The sequence below is a fragment of the Burkholderia sp. E168m15 genome, assembly GCF_016586105.1.
GTDB lineage: Bacteria > Pseudomonadota > Gammaproteobacteria > Burkholderiales > Burkholderiaceae > Burkholderia > Burkholderia orbicola.
The window spans coordinates 57,903-72,252 of the sequence record NZ_BCPO01000029.1; the positions used below are offsets into that span (position 1 = coordinate 57,903).

Sequence of the window (14,350 nt, forward strand, 5' to 3'; positions counted from 1 at the left end):
TCGGCCAACGCTCAGCGCCGCGCGCTTTTCGGCCGGAACGCCGCGACCACCGCGGCGTCGGTCTCGATATACGGGCCGCCGATCAGGTCGATGCAGTACGGCACCGCGGCGAAGATGCCGGGCACGGTCGACTTGCCGTCGGCATCGCGCAGCCCTTCGAGCGTTTCCCGGATCGACTTCGGCTGGCCGGGCAGGTTGATGATCAGCGCCGCATGGTCGGCCGTTTCGCGGATCACCGCGACCTGCCGTGACAGGATCGCGGTCGGCACGAAATTCAGGCTGATCTGCCGCATCTGTTCGCCGAATCCCGGCATTTCCTTCGTCGCCACGGCCAGCGTGGCCTCGGGCGTCACGTCGCGGCGCGCGGGGCCGGTGCCGCCCGTCGTCAGCACGAGGTCGCAGCCGGCGACGTCGACGAGTTCGGTCAGCGTGGCCGAGATCGTCGGCGCGTCGTCCTGGATCAGGCGCGTTTCGGCGCGCCACGGCGAAACCAGCGTGCCGGCGAGCCATTCCTGCAGCGCCGGAATGCCCTTGTCTTCGTAGACCCCCGTACTCGCGCGGTCGCTGATCGACACGAGGCCGACCACGAGCTCGTCCGGATGGTTACGCTTCGTCGTCATGGTCGTCTCCGGCGTCGTCGGCCGCTTCGTCGTCGCTGTCGGACGCGCCGCCTGCGGCCTTGATCCACTGGAACAGCTCGCGGAAATAGCGCGGCGGCTTGCCTTGCTGCGCTTCCTTGCGCGCGTTGCGGATCAGCGTGCGGCCTTCCTGGATGTCGGCGTCGGGGTGCTGGCGCAGGAATTCGGTCAGCGCGTCGTCGCTCGCGAGCAGTTGCTCGCGCGTGCGCTCGATCCAGTGCAGGCGGGCGGTGGCGGCCTTGTTCACGCCGCGTTGCGCGTCGAGCGCGGTGCGCAGCGCGGCCGTTTCGTCGTCGGTCAGCGAGCGCATCACGCGGCCGACGTACTGAAGCTGGCGGCGCTTGCCTTCGTGATCGGTGATCCGGCGGGCCTCGCGCACGGCGTCCCCGAGACTTTCGGGCATCGGCATGCGCTTCAGTGCGTCTTTCGGCAGGTCGACGAGCGCCTGACCGAGCACCTGCAGCTCGTGCATTTCGCGCTTCAACTGGGATTTGCTGGGGCGATCGTAGCCGTTGTCGTCTTCTTCGGCGACAGGCTCGATCGGCTGGATTCGGGTTTTGCGTGTCATGGGCGGCATTGTATCGCGGCGCGGACACCCCAAGCTTGTCTGTGTCCGGCCCCGGACCTTGCTATGATCGCGGGATACGCAACATTTTGACCATGCGGGCGCCCGCCCGCCACCGGATACCAAGACGATGGCAGCCAATCTCGACGTACAAGCGCGCTATTTCCCGCACACGCAGGACCAGCTCAAGGAAATCGCGTCGGACATCCTTCGCCATGCGAAGGCGCTCGGCGCGACCGACGCCGCGACCGAAATCTCCGAGGGCGACGGCCTGTCGGTGTCGGTGCGCCGCGGCGAAGTCGAAACGATCGAGCACAACCGCGACAAGATGGTCGGCGTCACCGTGTTCATCGGCAAGAAGCGCGGCAACGCGAGCACGTCGGACTTCTCGCCGGCCGCGATCAAGGATACCGTCGCCGCCGCGTACAACATCGCGCGCTTCACGGCCGAGGACGAAGCGGCCGGCCTCGCCGAGGCCGAGCTGCTCGAAACCGACCCGCGCGACCTCGATCTGTACCACCCGTGGGCGCTGAGCGCCGACGAGGCCGTCGAGCTCGCCCGCCGCGCGGAAGATGCCGCGTTCGCGGTCAGCCCGCAGATCCGCAATTCGGAAGGCGCGAGCGTGTCGGCGCAGCACTCGCAGTTCGTGCTGGCGACGTCGCGCGGCTTCCTCGCCGGCTATCCGTACTCGCGCCACTACATCGCATGCGCGCCGATCGCGGGTAGCGGCCGTCACATGCAGCGCGACGACTGGTATTCGTCGAAGCGCAGCGCGATCGATCTCGCCGCGCCCGAAGCGGTGGGCCGTTACGCGGCCGAACGCGCGCTTGCGCGGATGGGCGCGCGCCGTCTCGACACGCGCAAGGTGCCCGTGCTGTTCGAGGCGCCGCTCGCGGCCGGCCTGCTCGGCGCATTCGTGCAGGCGGTGAGCGGCGGTGCGCTGTATCGCAAGACGTCGTTCCTCGTCGACAGCCTCGGCAAGCCGGTGTTCGCGCCGCACATCCAGGTCGTCGAGGATCCGCACGTGCCGCGCGCGATGGGCAGCGCGCCGTTCGACGAGGAAGGCGTGCGCACGCGGGCGCGCAGCGTCGTGAAGGACGGCGTCGTCGAAGGCTATTTCCTGTCGACCTATTCGGCACGCAAGCTCGGCACGCAAACCACCGGCAACGCGGGCGGCTCGCACAACCTCGCGCTGCGCAGCTCGAACACGCAGGCGGGCGACGATTTCGACGCGATGCTGAAGAAGCTCGGCACGGGTCTGCTGCTGACCGAGCTGATGGGGCAGGGCGTGAACTACGTGACGGGCGACTATTCGCGCGGCGCGGCGGGCTTCTGGGTGGAGAACGGCGTGATCCAGTATCCGGTCGAGGAAATCACCGTTGCCAGCACGCTGCAGGAGATGTTCCGCCATATCGTCGCGATCGGTGCGGATTCGCTCGTGCGCGGCACGAAGGAAACCGGCTCGGTGCTGATCGAGCAGATGACGATCGCAGGGCAGTAAGCCGCACGCGGCGCAGGCCGCCAGGAAACGACAAAGCCCGACCGGCGCGAGCCGGTCGGGCTTTTTTCATCGTGCGAAGAAGTCGTCAGTCGCGCTTGCGCGTGTAGACGACGAACGCATAGCCGAACGTGTTGGGCGCGGCAGCCTGATGCGCGTCGCGCGAGACTTCCTGCCAGTGTGCGGCATCGGGCGCCGGGAACGATGCGTCGCCGTCGAAGTCGGCGTCGATCTCGGTGACGATCAGCTTGTCGGCGAGCATGAGACCTTCCGCATAGAGTTGTGCACCGCCGATCAGGAATGCCTCGGGCACCCCGTCGCGCGCGGCGAGCGCCAGCGCATCGGCGAGCGACGTGACCGTGTCGCAGCCTTCGAAACGGCGCGTGGCGTCGCGCGTGACGACGATGTTGCGGCGGCCCGGCAGCGGCCGGCCGATCGACTCGTGGGTCTTGCGGCCCATCACGATCGGCGCGCCCATCGTCGTGCGCTTGAAGAACGCGAGATCCTCGGGAAGTTTCCAGGGCAACTGGTTGTCGCGGCCGATGATGCCGTTGCGGGCACGCGCGACGATCAGGGTCAACGTCGTCATGAAGGTCGGGGAAGAGGGGAAACGGAATGGGGCCGATTTTACCGGAACGGTGGCGCGCACCGGATTTCCCGCATCCACATGGGCGTCGGCGCTTCTTGTGCGATGCGCCGTGCGTCGCGACGCGTGATGCCTCGCGTCGCGACGACCGTCCGAATAAAAAGAGTGCCCGCCGGGGGACGGAGCACAAAAACGTTTTATGCCGCGAAATCGGCGATACCGGTTCCGCTCGATGGCATCCCGTTCGACCGGATCGTCAGTTCAATATGTCATCCTGATTGAATTGAGGCGGCGAATATTCAGGGATGCGTATTGCCTCGCGCGTTGCCTTCCAGAGCATGCCGGATGTCGCCCGATTGCGGCGCCGGTAGCGGCATCGGCAACAGGGGCGGCGGCGGGAGTTCGTCCCACAGCGTCACGGAGGCCTGGGCGGCCGGCAACGGTTGCGGCGCCGACACGGCCACGATACCGAACCCGTTGGCTTGCACGACGCGCGGCGTGCTTCCGGCGAGCAGCACGGTGCGATCCGGCTGCATGCCTTCATCCGCGCATGCCGGTGCAGGCGGGCCGGCGGCCGAGAGCGCGAGCGTCATCGGCACGAAAGAAAGTAAAAGATGTTTTCGCATGGCGACTGTCTCCGGTCGTTTCCGTATTCAGCGAAATACATGCCACCGTACCGGGACCATTGCCGTCATTGCGATTCGCGCTCGAGTGTTGCGAATGGTGGCCGAAAACGCCTGAAAATGTTTCAGGCCTGAAACGATGGGGCTCGGGAATACTGCTGATTCAATCGACACGCTTCAAGGATGAAAATCGGCGCGTGTGTTGATGACGGAGTCCTTCTGCGCATGCGCTATGTGCAGATGATTGACCTGCGTCGACCTCTCGAGCGATTGGGCCGCATCGCCGTCGGTACTGAAACGGGTTTGTCGTATTCGGTGCCTATAACCAAGTTGTCTTGTCAAAAATTATTGGACGCGAGATAAGCGCCATCATGCGAGGCCTTGTCGTTGCCGCGCATCGGCATGGCGAATCGAGCCACCTCTGGCTGACCCGATTCGATCCTTTTGCACGTGACCTACGTGTGCGGCAATCGTTAGACGGTTGATGAACGGGGTGAGGATATGGGAGCCGATCAGCGGCACGTGATCTACTATTCGCGCGAACCGAACGACGCGTTGCGCGGCCATTTCGACGAATGCGGCTGGCGCGTCGATCTCGCCGAGACCGTGCGCGATGTGCGGCGCGTCGTGCAGCACGGCGTGGCAACCGCCGGCCTGCTCGATTTCTCGCCGGGCTTCAAGCCGTCGGACCTGCGCGAACTCGAATCCTGCCTGAGCATCCAGCACATCGGCTGGATCGCGGCGACGCGGCGCGGCCAGTTGCAGGACGCGACGCTGCGCCATCTCATTCGCGACTATTGCTTCGACTACGTGACGATGCCGTACGAAACGGCGCGGATCGTCGAGACCGTCGGTCATGCGCACGGCATGGTCGCCCTGACCGATCCCGTTGCGCCGCCCGTCGGCGCCGGGCGCAGCGAAGGCGAGATGGTCGGCACCTGCGATGCGATGCTCGGGCTGTTCCGGACGATCCGCCGTGTCGCGGCGACCGACGCGCCGGTGTTCATCTCCGGCGAGTCGGGCACGGGCAAGGAGTTGACGGCGGTCGCGATTCACGAGCGTTCGTCGCGCGCGCAGGCGCCGTTCATCGCGATCAATTGCGGGGCGATACCGTCGACGCTGCTGCAGGCCGAACTGTTCGGCTATGAACGCGGCGCGTTCACCGGCGCGAACCAGCGCAAGATCGGCCGCGTCGAGGCCGCCAACGGCGGCACGCTGTTTCTCGACGAGATCGGCGATTTGCCGCTCGAAAGCCAGGCGAGCCTGTTGCGCTTCCTGCAGGAAGGCAAGATCGAGCGGCTCGGCGCGCACGTGTCGGTGCCGGTCGACGTACGCGTGATTTGCGCGACGCACGTGGACATGGAAGCGGCGCTGCGCGAAGGGCGCTTCCGCGAGGATCTGTTTCACCGGCTGTGCGTGCTGAAGATCGAGGAGCCGCCGTTGCGCGCGCGCGGCAAGGACATCGAGGTGCTCGCGCGTCACATGCTCGAGCGCTTCAAGGGCGATGCGCATCGCCGCCTGCGCGGTTTTTCGCCTGACGCGGTCGCGTCGCTGTACGGCTATTCGTGGCCGGGCAACGTGCGCGAGCTGATCAACCGCGTGCGCCGCGCGATCGTGATGTCGGAAGGCCGGATGATCACCGCGGCCGATCTCGAACTGAACGACTATGCAATGCTCGCGCCGGTATCGCTGCTGGAGGCTCGCGAGGCGGCCGAGCGGCAGGCGATCGAGCAGGCGCTGCTGCGCCATCGCGGCCGTTTTGCCGATGCCGCGCGTGAGCTCGGCGTGTCGCGCGTCACGCTCTACCGGCTGATGTGCGCGCACGGCATGCGCGACCGCGGCGACACGCTGGGAGGGTTTTCGGCGCCGTTGCCGGAGCTTCCGCGTCACGCTTGCTAAAATTGGCGGGTACGGCCGCCCCTCGCGGCCGAAGGAACCCGCATGAAACAGTATCTCGATCTCGTTCGTACCATTCTCGATACCGGCACCTGGCAGGAGAACCGCACGGGAATCCGCACCATCAGCATGCCGGGCGCGATGCTGCGCTTCGACCTGCAGCAAGGCTTCCCGGCCGTGACGACCAAGAAGCTCGCGTTCAAGTCCGCGATCGGCGAGCTGGTCGGCTTCCTGCGCGCGTCGCGCAGCGCGGCCGATTTCCGCGCGCTCGGCTGCAAGGTGTGGGATGCGAACGCGAACGAGAACGCGCAGTGGCTCGCGAACCCGTATCGCCAGGGCGTCGACGATCTGGGCGACGTATATGGCGTGCAATGGCGCCAGTGGCCGGGCTACAAGGTGCTCGATGCGAACGCCGACGCGCAGATCGCCGATGCGACGCGCCGCGGCTTCCGGATCGTCACGCGTTTCGACGAAGACGGCGCGCCGAAGGTGCTGCTGTACAAGGCGATCGACCAGCTGCGCCAGTGCCTGGACACGATCATGGAGAACCCGTCCGATCGCCGCATCCTGTTTCACGCGTGGAATCCGGCCGTGCTCGACCAGATCGCGCTGCCCGCGTGCCATCTGCTGTACCAGTTCCTGCCGAACGCGACGAAGCGCGAGATCTCGCTGTGCCTGTACATCCGCAGCAATGACGTCGGCCTCGGCACGCCGTTCAACCTGACGGAAGGGGCCGCGCTGCTGTCGCTCGTCGGTCGGCTGACGGGCTATACGCCGCGCTGGTTCACGTATTTCATCGGCGACGCGCACATCTACGAGAACCAGCTCGACATGCTGCAGCAGCAGCTCACGCGCGAGCCGTACGAAAGCCCGCGGCTCGAGATTGCCGAGCGCGTGCCCGAGTACGCGAAGACGGGCGTCTATGCGCCGGAATGGCTGGAGCAGGTCGAGCCGTCCGATTTCTCGCTCGTCGGCTATCGGCACCATGAGCCGTTGACTGCGCCGATGGCGGTCTGATCGCACGGCCGGGGCCGCGCGGCTGCATCGCTTCGCATCCTGTAAAAAGGCTCGACCGGTATTCGCCGGTCGAGCCTTTTTGTTTCAGGTTTGCTGCACTTACTGGCGATGCCGTTCCTCGTGGCCGCCCTGCGGCGGCGGATTGCCCGGATGCGGCGCTTCGACGTGCGGCGCCGGCTGCGGCCGTGGTTCCATCCGGGGGGCCGGCATCGACGGGCGCGGCTCCATGCGGGGGGCGGGCTGCGGCTGCGGTCGCGGCTCCATACGCGGCGCCTGCGGCTGCGGCCGCGGCACGTCATGGACGGCTGGTGCCGGTGGACGGTACTCGTTCACGCGCGGCGGCGCGACTTCGCGATGCGGCGCGGGTTGAGCGAAGTCCGGACGCGGTTGCGGCGCGGGGGCGGCCCGTTCCGGTTGCGGCTGCGCATGGCGCGCCGGCGTCGGGAAATCGGGGCGCGGACGCGGTTGCGGAATCTGCGCGGTATGGTCGGACTGCGGTTGCGGCAGCGTGCGCGGCGCTTCGTTGCGGCCGCCGGGCGGTACGCCCTGCGGTGCCGGCACGCCGTCGGGATGCGGCACCGCGGCGCTGCGCACGGGCGGCAGCGCATTCTGTCCTGCCGCGTGCAGCGCGGTGGGGGGAGCCGCGCGCTGACGCTCCATCGGCGTGTGAGGCTGCATCCACGCGGGCGACGGCGTGTTGGCTGCGTGCGCGTTACCGGTCCCCCGCGGGGCGTTGTTCGCTTCGGGCGGATGCGGAACGCCGTTGCCGGCCGCGAATGCCTGATGCGGCATCGGGTTGCCGGGCGCCCGCGGCGGGCCGCCGTTGTCGAAACGCGGTGCGTTGGGCGTTTCGCCGTTCGCCGGCCGCGCGACATTCGGCATGCCCGGCATCGGTGCGCCCGGCCGTCCGGCCTGCACGCCGGCCGGCTGGCCCTCGCGCGGCGCGCGGGCCGGCTGGACGACGGGGCCGTGCGGATTCACGAGCTGCACGTTGTGCATCGCCCAGGCGCCGCCGCCCGGCTTGCCCGGCACGCGGACCGGGCGAGCCGTATAGTCGGCCGGCACGTTCGTCTTCACGACGGGCGCGCCGGCACCCGGCACGCGCCCGCCTTGCTGCGCGAGGTGGGCGGCGGCCTGATCGCGATACGCAGGCGGCACGGCCGGATTGCGCGTCGCGACGTACGGGTGTTGCGCGAGCGCCGCCGGCGGACGGTAGCTGGCATTGCGCAGCCCGCCGGTGAAGCTCTGGCGCACCGGCGCGATGCCGGGTGTGCCCGGGGTGACGTGCGCGTTGCGCCATTGCTGCGGATCGACGTGCTGCGAGAAGTGCGCGACCGGCTGGCCGTGCACGAACGCGGCGGCCGGCACGGCCGTGATCGCGTGCGGCGCGCGGAAGTTCACGTACGTCTTGTTGATGTTGGTGATATTGGTGATGTTCGTCACGTTCACGGTCTTGTTCACGTTGACGTTGTTCACCACGATGTTGCGGTTGACGCGGTCGTAGTAGTGCGGGCTCCAGCCGCCCCAGCCGGGATGCCACGGCTCGCCCGGCCCGAGGGCGAACCATGCGCAGCCGGCCGCCGCGACGCCGCCGACCGTCAGCGCCACATTCCAGTCGGAACCGCCGCCGCCCCCGCCGCCCACGAACGCGACGAGCGCCGGCGCATAGACGGGCGGCTGGCTCACTGCCATCGGGCCGGGTACCCATGCCCAGCTGTCGTCCACGTACGCCCAGCGGCCGTAGTGATACGGCGCGAAGCCCCACGGGGCGTCGTCGACCCAGGTCCAGCCCCACGGCGCCTGCCAGATCCAGTGGCCGTCGTGGTACGGCGCCCAGTCGGCCGGCGTGTCGTTCGGCACCCATACCGCGCCGTAATTCGGGGTTTCGCGCCACGTGCCGTTCGCATCGAGATCCTGGTAGCCGGGAATGTCGCGGGACACGTAGCGGGCCGACACCGAGCGCGCTTCGGCCGCGTCGCGGCTGGCGGCCCACTGGTCGAGCGCGTCGGGGCCCGGTGCGGGCGATTGCTGCGCGACCTGCAGGTCGGTGCCGGTGAACACGACCTGCTGGCCGGGCGACAGCGGATACTGGCCGTTGCTGCCGTATACGGTCGCGCTGCCGCTGCGCACCGTCACCGTCGTGCTCGCGCCGTTCGGCGCGACATCGACGCGATAGTCGCCGGGGCCCGTGATGCCGAGCGCGAGGTTCGGCGTGTCGATTTCGTACGATCCGCCGGCCGGCAGATCGCGCACGTGCGTCGACACGGTGCCGAGCCCCACCTTCAATTGCGTCGTCGTGTCGTCGAGGTTCAGCACCGACAGGCTGGTCGATTCGCCGAGCCGCACCGCCGTCGAGCCGATGTGCAGTTCCGAGCGCGCGCCGGCATCGTTCCACAGCTGGTCGCCGGTCGTCAGCGGCCGGTTCACCGCCGCATACGACCACGCGTCGGTGCCGGCCGGTTCGGTCGTCACGGCGCCCGACAGGTAATTGAGCCGCGCGACGCGCCCGGGCGGATCGCCGCCCGGTTGCCGTGCCGCGGCCATATTCGCCGGTGCATCGGCCGATTGCGCGAAGGCGGGCGGCAGCGCCGCCAGCGCGACGAACGCGAGCAGCGTGTAGCGGGCGGTGCGCTTGAGCGTGAACAGGGGGGCCATGGTGAGCGTCATCGTTGTGATCGCGGCGCGTCGATTCGTGCCGTCCAGTTCACGATATCCGCTTGGCCTGTTTCAAGGCACGGTGTTTTGTAAATCGAATGGCACGCGATGTAACAAAACCTGTCCATCGCGCGCCGTTGTCGTGCAGCTGCAATGCCGGCGTCAAGCGGACGTAAGCCACGCGTCGAAAACCTGCTGCCCGGGCACCGTGACGCGCAGCACGCGCGGGCGGGCAGCGCGTTCGATCCAGCCGTGGGCGCAGAAGCTGTCGAGCAGCGCCGCGCCGAGGGCGCCGCCGAGATGCGAGCGCCGTTCGCTCCAGTCGAGACAGCCGCACGCGAATCGGCGTCGGCGCGCGCGTTGCTGCGCGACATCGATGCCCCATTGCGCGAGCGCCTGCGTGCCGAGCTCGGTGGTGTCGATCGCGTCGCCGTTGGCGAGCAGCCAGCCGCGCGCGGTGAGACCGTCGAAGATGCGTACCGCGAGTTCGCCGGCCATGTGGTCGTAGCAGGTACGTGCGTAGCGCAGTTCGGCCGGAACCGCGCGCGACGGCGGCGGAACCGGGCGATGCGGCGCGGCCGCGCGGGCGACGTTCGCCAGCGCTTCGAGCGAGGCCGCGATGTCGGCCGACGCAATGCGGTAGTAGCGATGCCGGCCGCGCACGTCCAAGGCCAGCAGGCCGCCCTCGGTCAGGCGCGCGAGGTGCGCGCTGGCCGCGGACGGCGACAGCCCCGCGATCATCGTCAGCTCGCCGGCCGGCCGTGCGCTGCCGTCCATCAGCACCCACAGCATCGCGGCGCGGCCCGGATCGGCGATCAGTGCGCCGATGCGGCTCAGGCCCGGAAAATGGTGGTCGTCTTGGTCAGTCATCGTCGTGTCTCGTCGAGCGGGATGAGAGGCAGTGTAGTTCGTGCGCGCATTCGATGTTTCGCTTCCGGATGAAATGTCGGATGCAGCGGTTTTGACGCCGTGGCCGGCCGGACCGTGGGCCGTCGCGGGCCACGCGTAGAATGGCCGGACGCGGCGGCAACGGGCCGCCGCATGTGACGCGATGCAACGATGAAGACGATTTTCTGCATGTTGGCGGCCGCGTTCATCTGCGCGGCCTGTGCGCAGGGTGGCGCGGGTGCGACCGGCGAGCGCGGCGGCAGTATCGAGATGTACGGGACGATCGACCAGGGCATCACGGTGCGCCGCTGACCGGCGCCGGTTCGGGCGCGAGCCGGCATGGCCGCCGGAGCCCCGCCACGCGGGGCTGGCCGCGCCGCGTTGCCGCAGTGCAACGTATAATGGCCCGATCACAGCGCCCCTGCCGCCTGGAGCCACAACAATGCCCCAACCGTCCCCCGTGCCGGCCGCCCTCGACCGCACCGAAACCGTATTCCGCTTCCTTGCCGAGCCTTCGTCCGTGAACTTCGGCGGCAAGGTGCATGGCGGCGCGCTGATGAAGTGGATCGACGAGGTCGCGTATGCGTGCGCGGCCGTCTGGTCGAGCCGCTATTGCGTGACGGTCAGCGTCGGCAACATCCGTTTTCAGCGCCCGATCCTGGTCGGCAATCTGGTCGAGCTGAAGGCGCGCGTCGTCGCGACGGGCCGGACCAGCATGCACATCCATGTGTCGGTGCACGCCGGCGATCCGAAGGGCGGCGTGCTGCGCCAGACGACCGACTGCCTCGTCGTGTTCGTCGCGGTCGACGAGAACGGCAACCCGGTGCCGGTGCCGCCGTTCGTGCCCGAAACCGATGAGCAGAAGGTGCTCGCGAAATATGCGGCCGACGTGCGGGCCGCGCTCGACAAGATCGTCGAGATGAAGCCGGAAGAGGTCGCGAAGGGCGCGGTCTGAGCGCGACGGGCGCCGCGCTCGACGCGCCGCGCCCGCCGTCCTGCCTTTATCGCGTCCCGATCATCTGCTCGGGGCGCACCCATGCATCGAATTCCGCCTCGGTCAGGTAGCCGAGCGCGAGCGCGGCCGCCTTCAGCGTCGTGCCTTCCTTGTGCGCCTTCTTCGCGATCTGCGCGGACTTGTCGTAGCCGATGTGCGGATTGAGCGCCGTCACGAGCATCAGCGATTCGTTCAGCAACAGGTCGATGCGCGAGCGGTTCGGCTCGATGCCCACCGCGCAGTGATCGTTGAAGCTCTGCGCGCCGTCGGCGAGCAGCCGCACCGACTGCAGCACATTGTGCGCGATCATCGGCCGGAACACGTTCAGCTCGAAGTTGCCGCTCGCGCCGCCGACGTTGACCGCGACGTCGTTGCCGAACACCTGGCAGCACAGCATCGTCACGGCTTCCGACTGCGTCGGATTCACCTTGCCCGGCATGATCGAGCTGCCCGGCTCGTTTTCCGGAATCGACAGCTCGCCGAGCCCGCAGCGCGGCCCGCTCGCGAGCCAGCGCACGTCGTTCGCGATCTTCATCAGGCTGGCTGCGACCGTTTTCAGCGCGCCGTGCGCGAAAACCAGCGCGTCGGCGGCCGCCATCACCTCGAACTTGCTCGGCGCCGTCACGAACGGCAGCTTCGCGAGCCGGCCGATCTCGTCGGCCACGCGCACCGCGAACTCCGGATGCGCGTTCAGCCCCGTGCCGACCGCGGTGCCGCCGAGCGCGAGTTCGTACAGGTGCGGCAGCGCCGATTCGACGTGACGGATGCCCTGGTCGAGCTGCGCGACGTAGCCGGAGAACTCCTGGCCGAGCGTGAGCGGCGTGGCGTCCTGCAGGTGGGTGCGGCCGATCTTGACGATGTCGGCGAACGCCTTCGACTTCGCGTCGAGCGTCGCGCGCAGCGTGCGCAGCGCCGGCAGCAGGTGATTGACGATCGCATACGCGGCCGCGATGTGCATCGCGGTCGGGAACACGTCGTTCGACGACTGGCCGCGGTTCACGTCGTCGTTCGGATGAACCTTGCGCGCTTCGCCGCGCTCGCCGCCCAGCAGCTCGCTCGCGCGGTTCGCGATCACCTCGTTGAGGTTCATGTTGGTCTGCGTGCCGGAGCCCGTCTGCCACACCGCCAGCGGGAATTCGCGCGGATGCTTGCCGGCGATGATCTCGTCGGCGGCTTCGATGATCGCGTGCGCCTTGTCGTCGGCGAGCACGCCGAGCGACTGGTTGACGGCCGCCGCGGCGCGCTTGACGATCGCGAGCGCGTGGATCAGCTCGGGCGACTGCTTCTCCGTCGAGATCCGGAAATTCTGCAGCGAGCGCTCGGTCTGCGCGCCCCAGAGCCGGTCGGCCGGCACGGCGATCTCGCCGAACGTGTCGCGTTCCATCCGAACTGCTTCATTCATGATGCACTCCTCCGGGAAAGGGGAAAGGCCGCGCGTCGTCGCGCGGCGTCAGGCGTAATCAGACGTATCGTGAGGCAGTCGCGCCGCTTGCGCGGCGTCTCGAGGGGTTCAACCGACAAGCATAGCGCCGGTCGCGATTTCGCGTCGTGTCGCGCCTGGGGACGGCGCAAGCCCGTGACGAGCGCGACCAGCCCCTAGCGGGCCGTCGCGATCAGCGAAGTGGTCTTGCGGTGAAAGCGCCAGGCCATCAGCGCGGCGACGCTCGCGAGCCCGGCCGCGAGTCCCCACCACAGGCCGCGCGCGCCCAGGCCCGCATGGAACGCGAACCAGTAGCCGGTCGGGAAGCCGATGCCCCAGTAGCCAAAGGTCGCGGCGAGCATCGGGATGCGCGTGTCCTTCAGGCCGCGCAGCGCACCCGACGCGACGGTCTGCATGCCGTCGACGATCTGGAACACCGCGGCGATGCCGAGCAGCGACGCGGCGAGTGACACCGTGGCCGCGTTGGCCGGATCGTCGAGATGCAGGTACAGGCCGACGATCGTGTGCGGCGCGACGATCATCACGAGGCCCGACAGCGACATGAAGCCGACGCCGAGCGCCAGCGCGACGAAGCCCGCGTGCCGCGCGGCGACGGGCGAGCCCGCGCCGATCCAGTAGCCGACGCGCACGTTGGCTGCCTGGCCGATCGCAAGCGGCACCATGAACGATACCGACGCGACGTTCAGCGCGATCTGGTGCGCGGCGAGCGACGTCGCGCCCAGCACGCCGACCGTGAGACCGGTGGCGAGGAACAGCGTCGATTCGACCCCGTACGTGATCGCCACCGGCCAGCCTATGCCGATCAGCTCGCCCATCACGGGCAGCTTCGGGCGCGCGGCGGTCACGAAATGGCGGAAGCGCTGCCGGCCGTGCAGCAGCCAGATGAGGGCGAGCGCGGTGAGCCAGATCGTGATCGTCGTCGCGACGGCCGAGCCGAGAAAGCCCAAGCGCGGCAGCCCGAATGCGCCGTGGATCAGCCCGTAGTTCAGCACGCCGTTCACGCCGACGCCGCCGATCGACACCCACAGGAGCCGACGCGCGGCGCCGATCGCGGGCAGGAACGCGCGCATCAGCCCGACGCCGATCAGGCTGCCGAGCGCCGCGTAGCGCAGGATGCCCGTGTATTCGCCGACGTGATGCGCGAGCAGCGGCGGCTCGTGGAACATCAGCAAGATCGGTTCGGCCAGCGACAGCGCGACGATTGCCGGAATCGCGAGCAGCACGGACAGCGCGAAGCCCGTCCAGTAGATGTGCGGCACGCGGTCCTCGGCCTGCGCGCCGCGCGCGTGCGCGACGCTCACGCTGACCGACGACAGCACGCCTTGCAGGATCGTCACGATCACGAAGAAGAAGTTCGCGCCGAGCCCGCCTGCCGCGAGCGAATCGGGGCCGAGCGAACCGAGCAGCACCGTGTCGGTGACGCTCATCGCCATCTGGGAGAGTTGCGCGATCGCGAGCGGTGCGGCGAGGCGCGCGGTATCGGCGGCATGACTGGACAGGGACGGCGGCGCGGCGGCCGTCCGCGTAAGACCGGAATGCGACATGGAAT

General features: G+C 68.5%; 13 protein-coding genes. 5 read left to right on the plus strand and 8 right to left on the minus strand.

Annotated elements, in window-relative coordinates; genetic code table 11:
* Positions 1-11: 11 nt before the first annotated feature.
* Together mog and yjgA are read right to left on the minus strand one after the other, a co-directional pair.
* Positions 12-620, minus strand: coding sequence for a molybdopterin adenylyltransferase (gene mog / locus JMF86_RS05010; RefSeq protein WP_011544905.1), 609 nt, complete (start codon positions 618-620; stop codon positions 12-14).
* On the minus strand, positions 604-1,206 hold the full coding sequence (gene yjgA / locus JMF86_RS05015) for a ribosome biogenesis factor YjgA (protein WP_272929891.1): 603 nt from the start codon (positions 1,204-1,206) through the stop codon (positions 604-606). Before yjgA ends, mog begins: the two co-directional genes overlap by 17 nt.
* 127 nt (positions 1,207-1,333) lie before the next feature.
* Here yjgA and pmbA point away from each other — a divergent pair, with 127 nt between their 5' ends.
* Positions 1,334-2,704 (plus strand): metalloprotease PmbA, encoded by a 1,371-nt coding sequence (gene pmbA, locus JMF86_RS05020; RefSeq protein WP_006476538.1) that lies wholly within the window; start codon positions 1,334-1,336, stop codon positions 2,702-2,704.
* Positions 2,705-2,789: 85 nt separating this feature from the next.
* Here pmbA and JMF86_RS05025 read toward each other — a convergent pair whose 3' ends face one another.
* Positions 2,790-3,290, minus strand: a complete 501-nt coding sequence (locus JMF86_RS05025) for a dihydrofolate reductase (RefSeq protein WP_011694219.1) — start codon at positions 3,288-3,290, stop codon at positions 2,790-2,792.
* A 296-nt stretch (positions 3,291-3,586) separates the two neighbouring features.
* Entirely contained in the window at positions 3,587-3,880 is a 294-nt protein-coding gene (locus tag JMF86_RS05030; protein ID WP_226292155.1) for a hypothetical protein, read from the minus strand.
* A gap of 531 nt (positions 3,881-4,411) precedes the next feature.
* Between JMF86_RS05030 and JMF86_RS05035 the strand changes: the two genes are divergently transcribed.
* Together JMF86_RS05035 and JMF86_RS05040 are read left to right on the plus strand one after the other, a co-directional pair.
* Entirely contained in the window at positions 4,412-5,809 is a 1,398-nt protein-coding gene (locus JMF86_RS05035; protein WP_011544909.1) for a sigma-54 dependent transcriptional regulator, read from the plus strand.
* Positions 5,810-5,851: 42 nt separating this feature from the next.
* Positions 5,852-6,823, plus strand: a complete 972-nt coding sequence (locus JMF86_RS05040; protein ID WP_006476535.1) for a thymidylate synthase — start codon at positions 5,852-5,854, stop codon at positions 6,821-6,823.
* Positions 6,824-6,922: 99 nt separating this feature from the next.
* Here the strand turns inward: JMF86_RS05040 and JMF86_RS05045 are convergent, their stop codons facing one another.
* Positions 6,923-9,478 (minus strand): DUF6600 domain-containing protein, encoded by a 2,556-nt coding sequence (locus JMF86_RS05045; protein WP_078041110.1) that lies wholly within the window; start codon positions 9,476-9,478, stop codon positions 6,923-6,925.
* Between the two features lie 162 nt (positions 9,479-9,640).
* Complete coding sequence (locus JMF86_RS05050; RefSeq protein ID WP_011544910.1) at positions 9,641-10,348, minus strand: helix-turn-helix transcriptional regulator; 708 nt, start codon at positions 10,346-10,348, stop codon at positions 9,641-9,643.
* A gap of 189 nt (positions 10,349-10,537) precedes the next feature.
* Between JMF86_RS05050 and JMF86_RS05055 the strand changes: the two genes are divergently transcribed.
* Together JMF86_RS05055 and JMF86_RS05060 are read left to right on the plus strand one after the other, a co-directional pair.
* Positions 10,538-10,678 (plus strand): hypothetical protein, encoded by a 141-nt coding sequence (locus tag JMF86_RS05055; RefSeq protein WP_166488149.1) that lies wholly within the window; start codon positions 10,538-10,540, stop codon positions 10,676-10,678.
* A 130-nt stretch (positions 10,679-10,808) separates the two neighbouring features.
* Positions 10,809-11,321: an acyl-CoA thioesterase gene (locus JMF86_RS05060; protein WP_011544912.1), complete on the plus strand. Its 513-nt coding sequence runs from the start codon at positions 10,809-10,811 to the stop codon at positions 11,319-11,321.
* A gap of 46 nt (positions 11,322-11,367) precedes the next feature.
* Here the strand turns inward: JMF86_RS05060 and fumC are convergent, their stop codons facing one another.
* On the minus strand, positions 11,368-12,762 hold the full coding sequence (fumC, locus tag JMF86_RS05065; protein ID WP_011544913.1) for a class II fumarate hydratase: 1,395 nt from the start codon (positions 12,760-12,762) through the stop codon (positions 11,368-11,370).
* 194 nt (positions 12,763-12,956) lie between these two features.
* Entirely contained in the window at positions 12,957-14,345 is a 1,389-nt protein-coding gene (gene norM / locus JMF86_RS05070) for a multidrug efflux MATE transporter NorM (protein ID WP_011544914.1), read from the minus strand.
* Positions 14,346-14,350 lie beyond the last annotated feature (5 nt).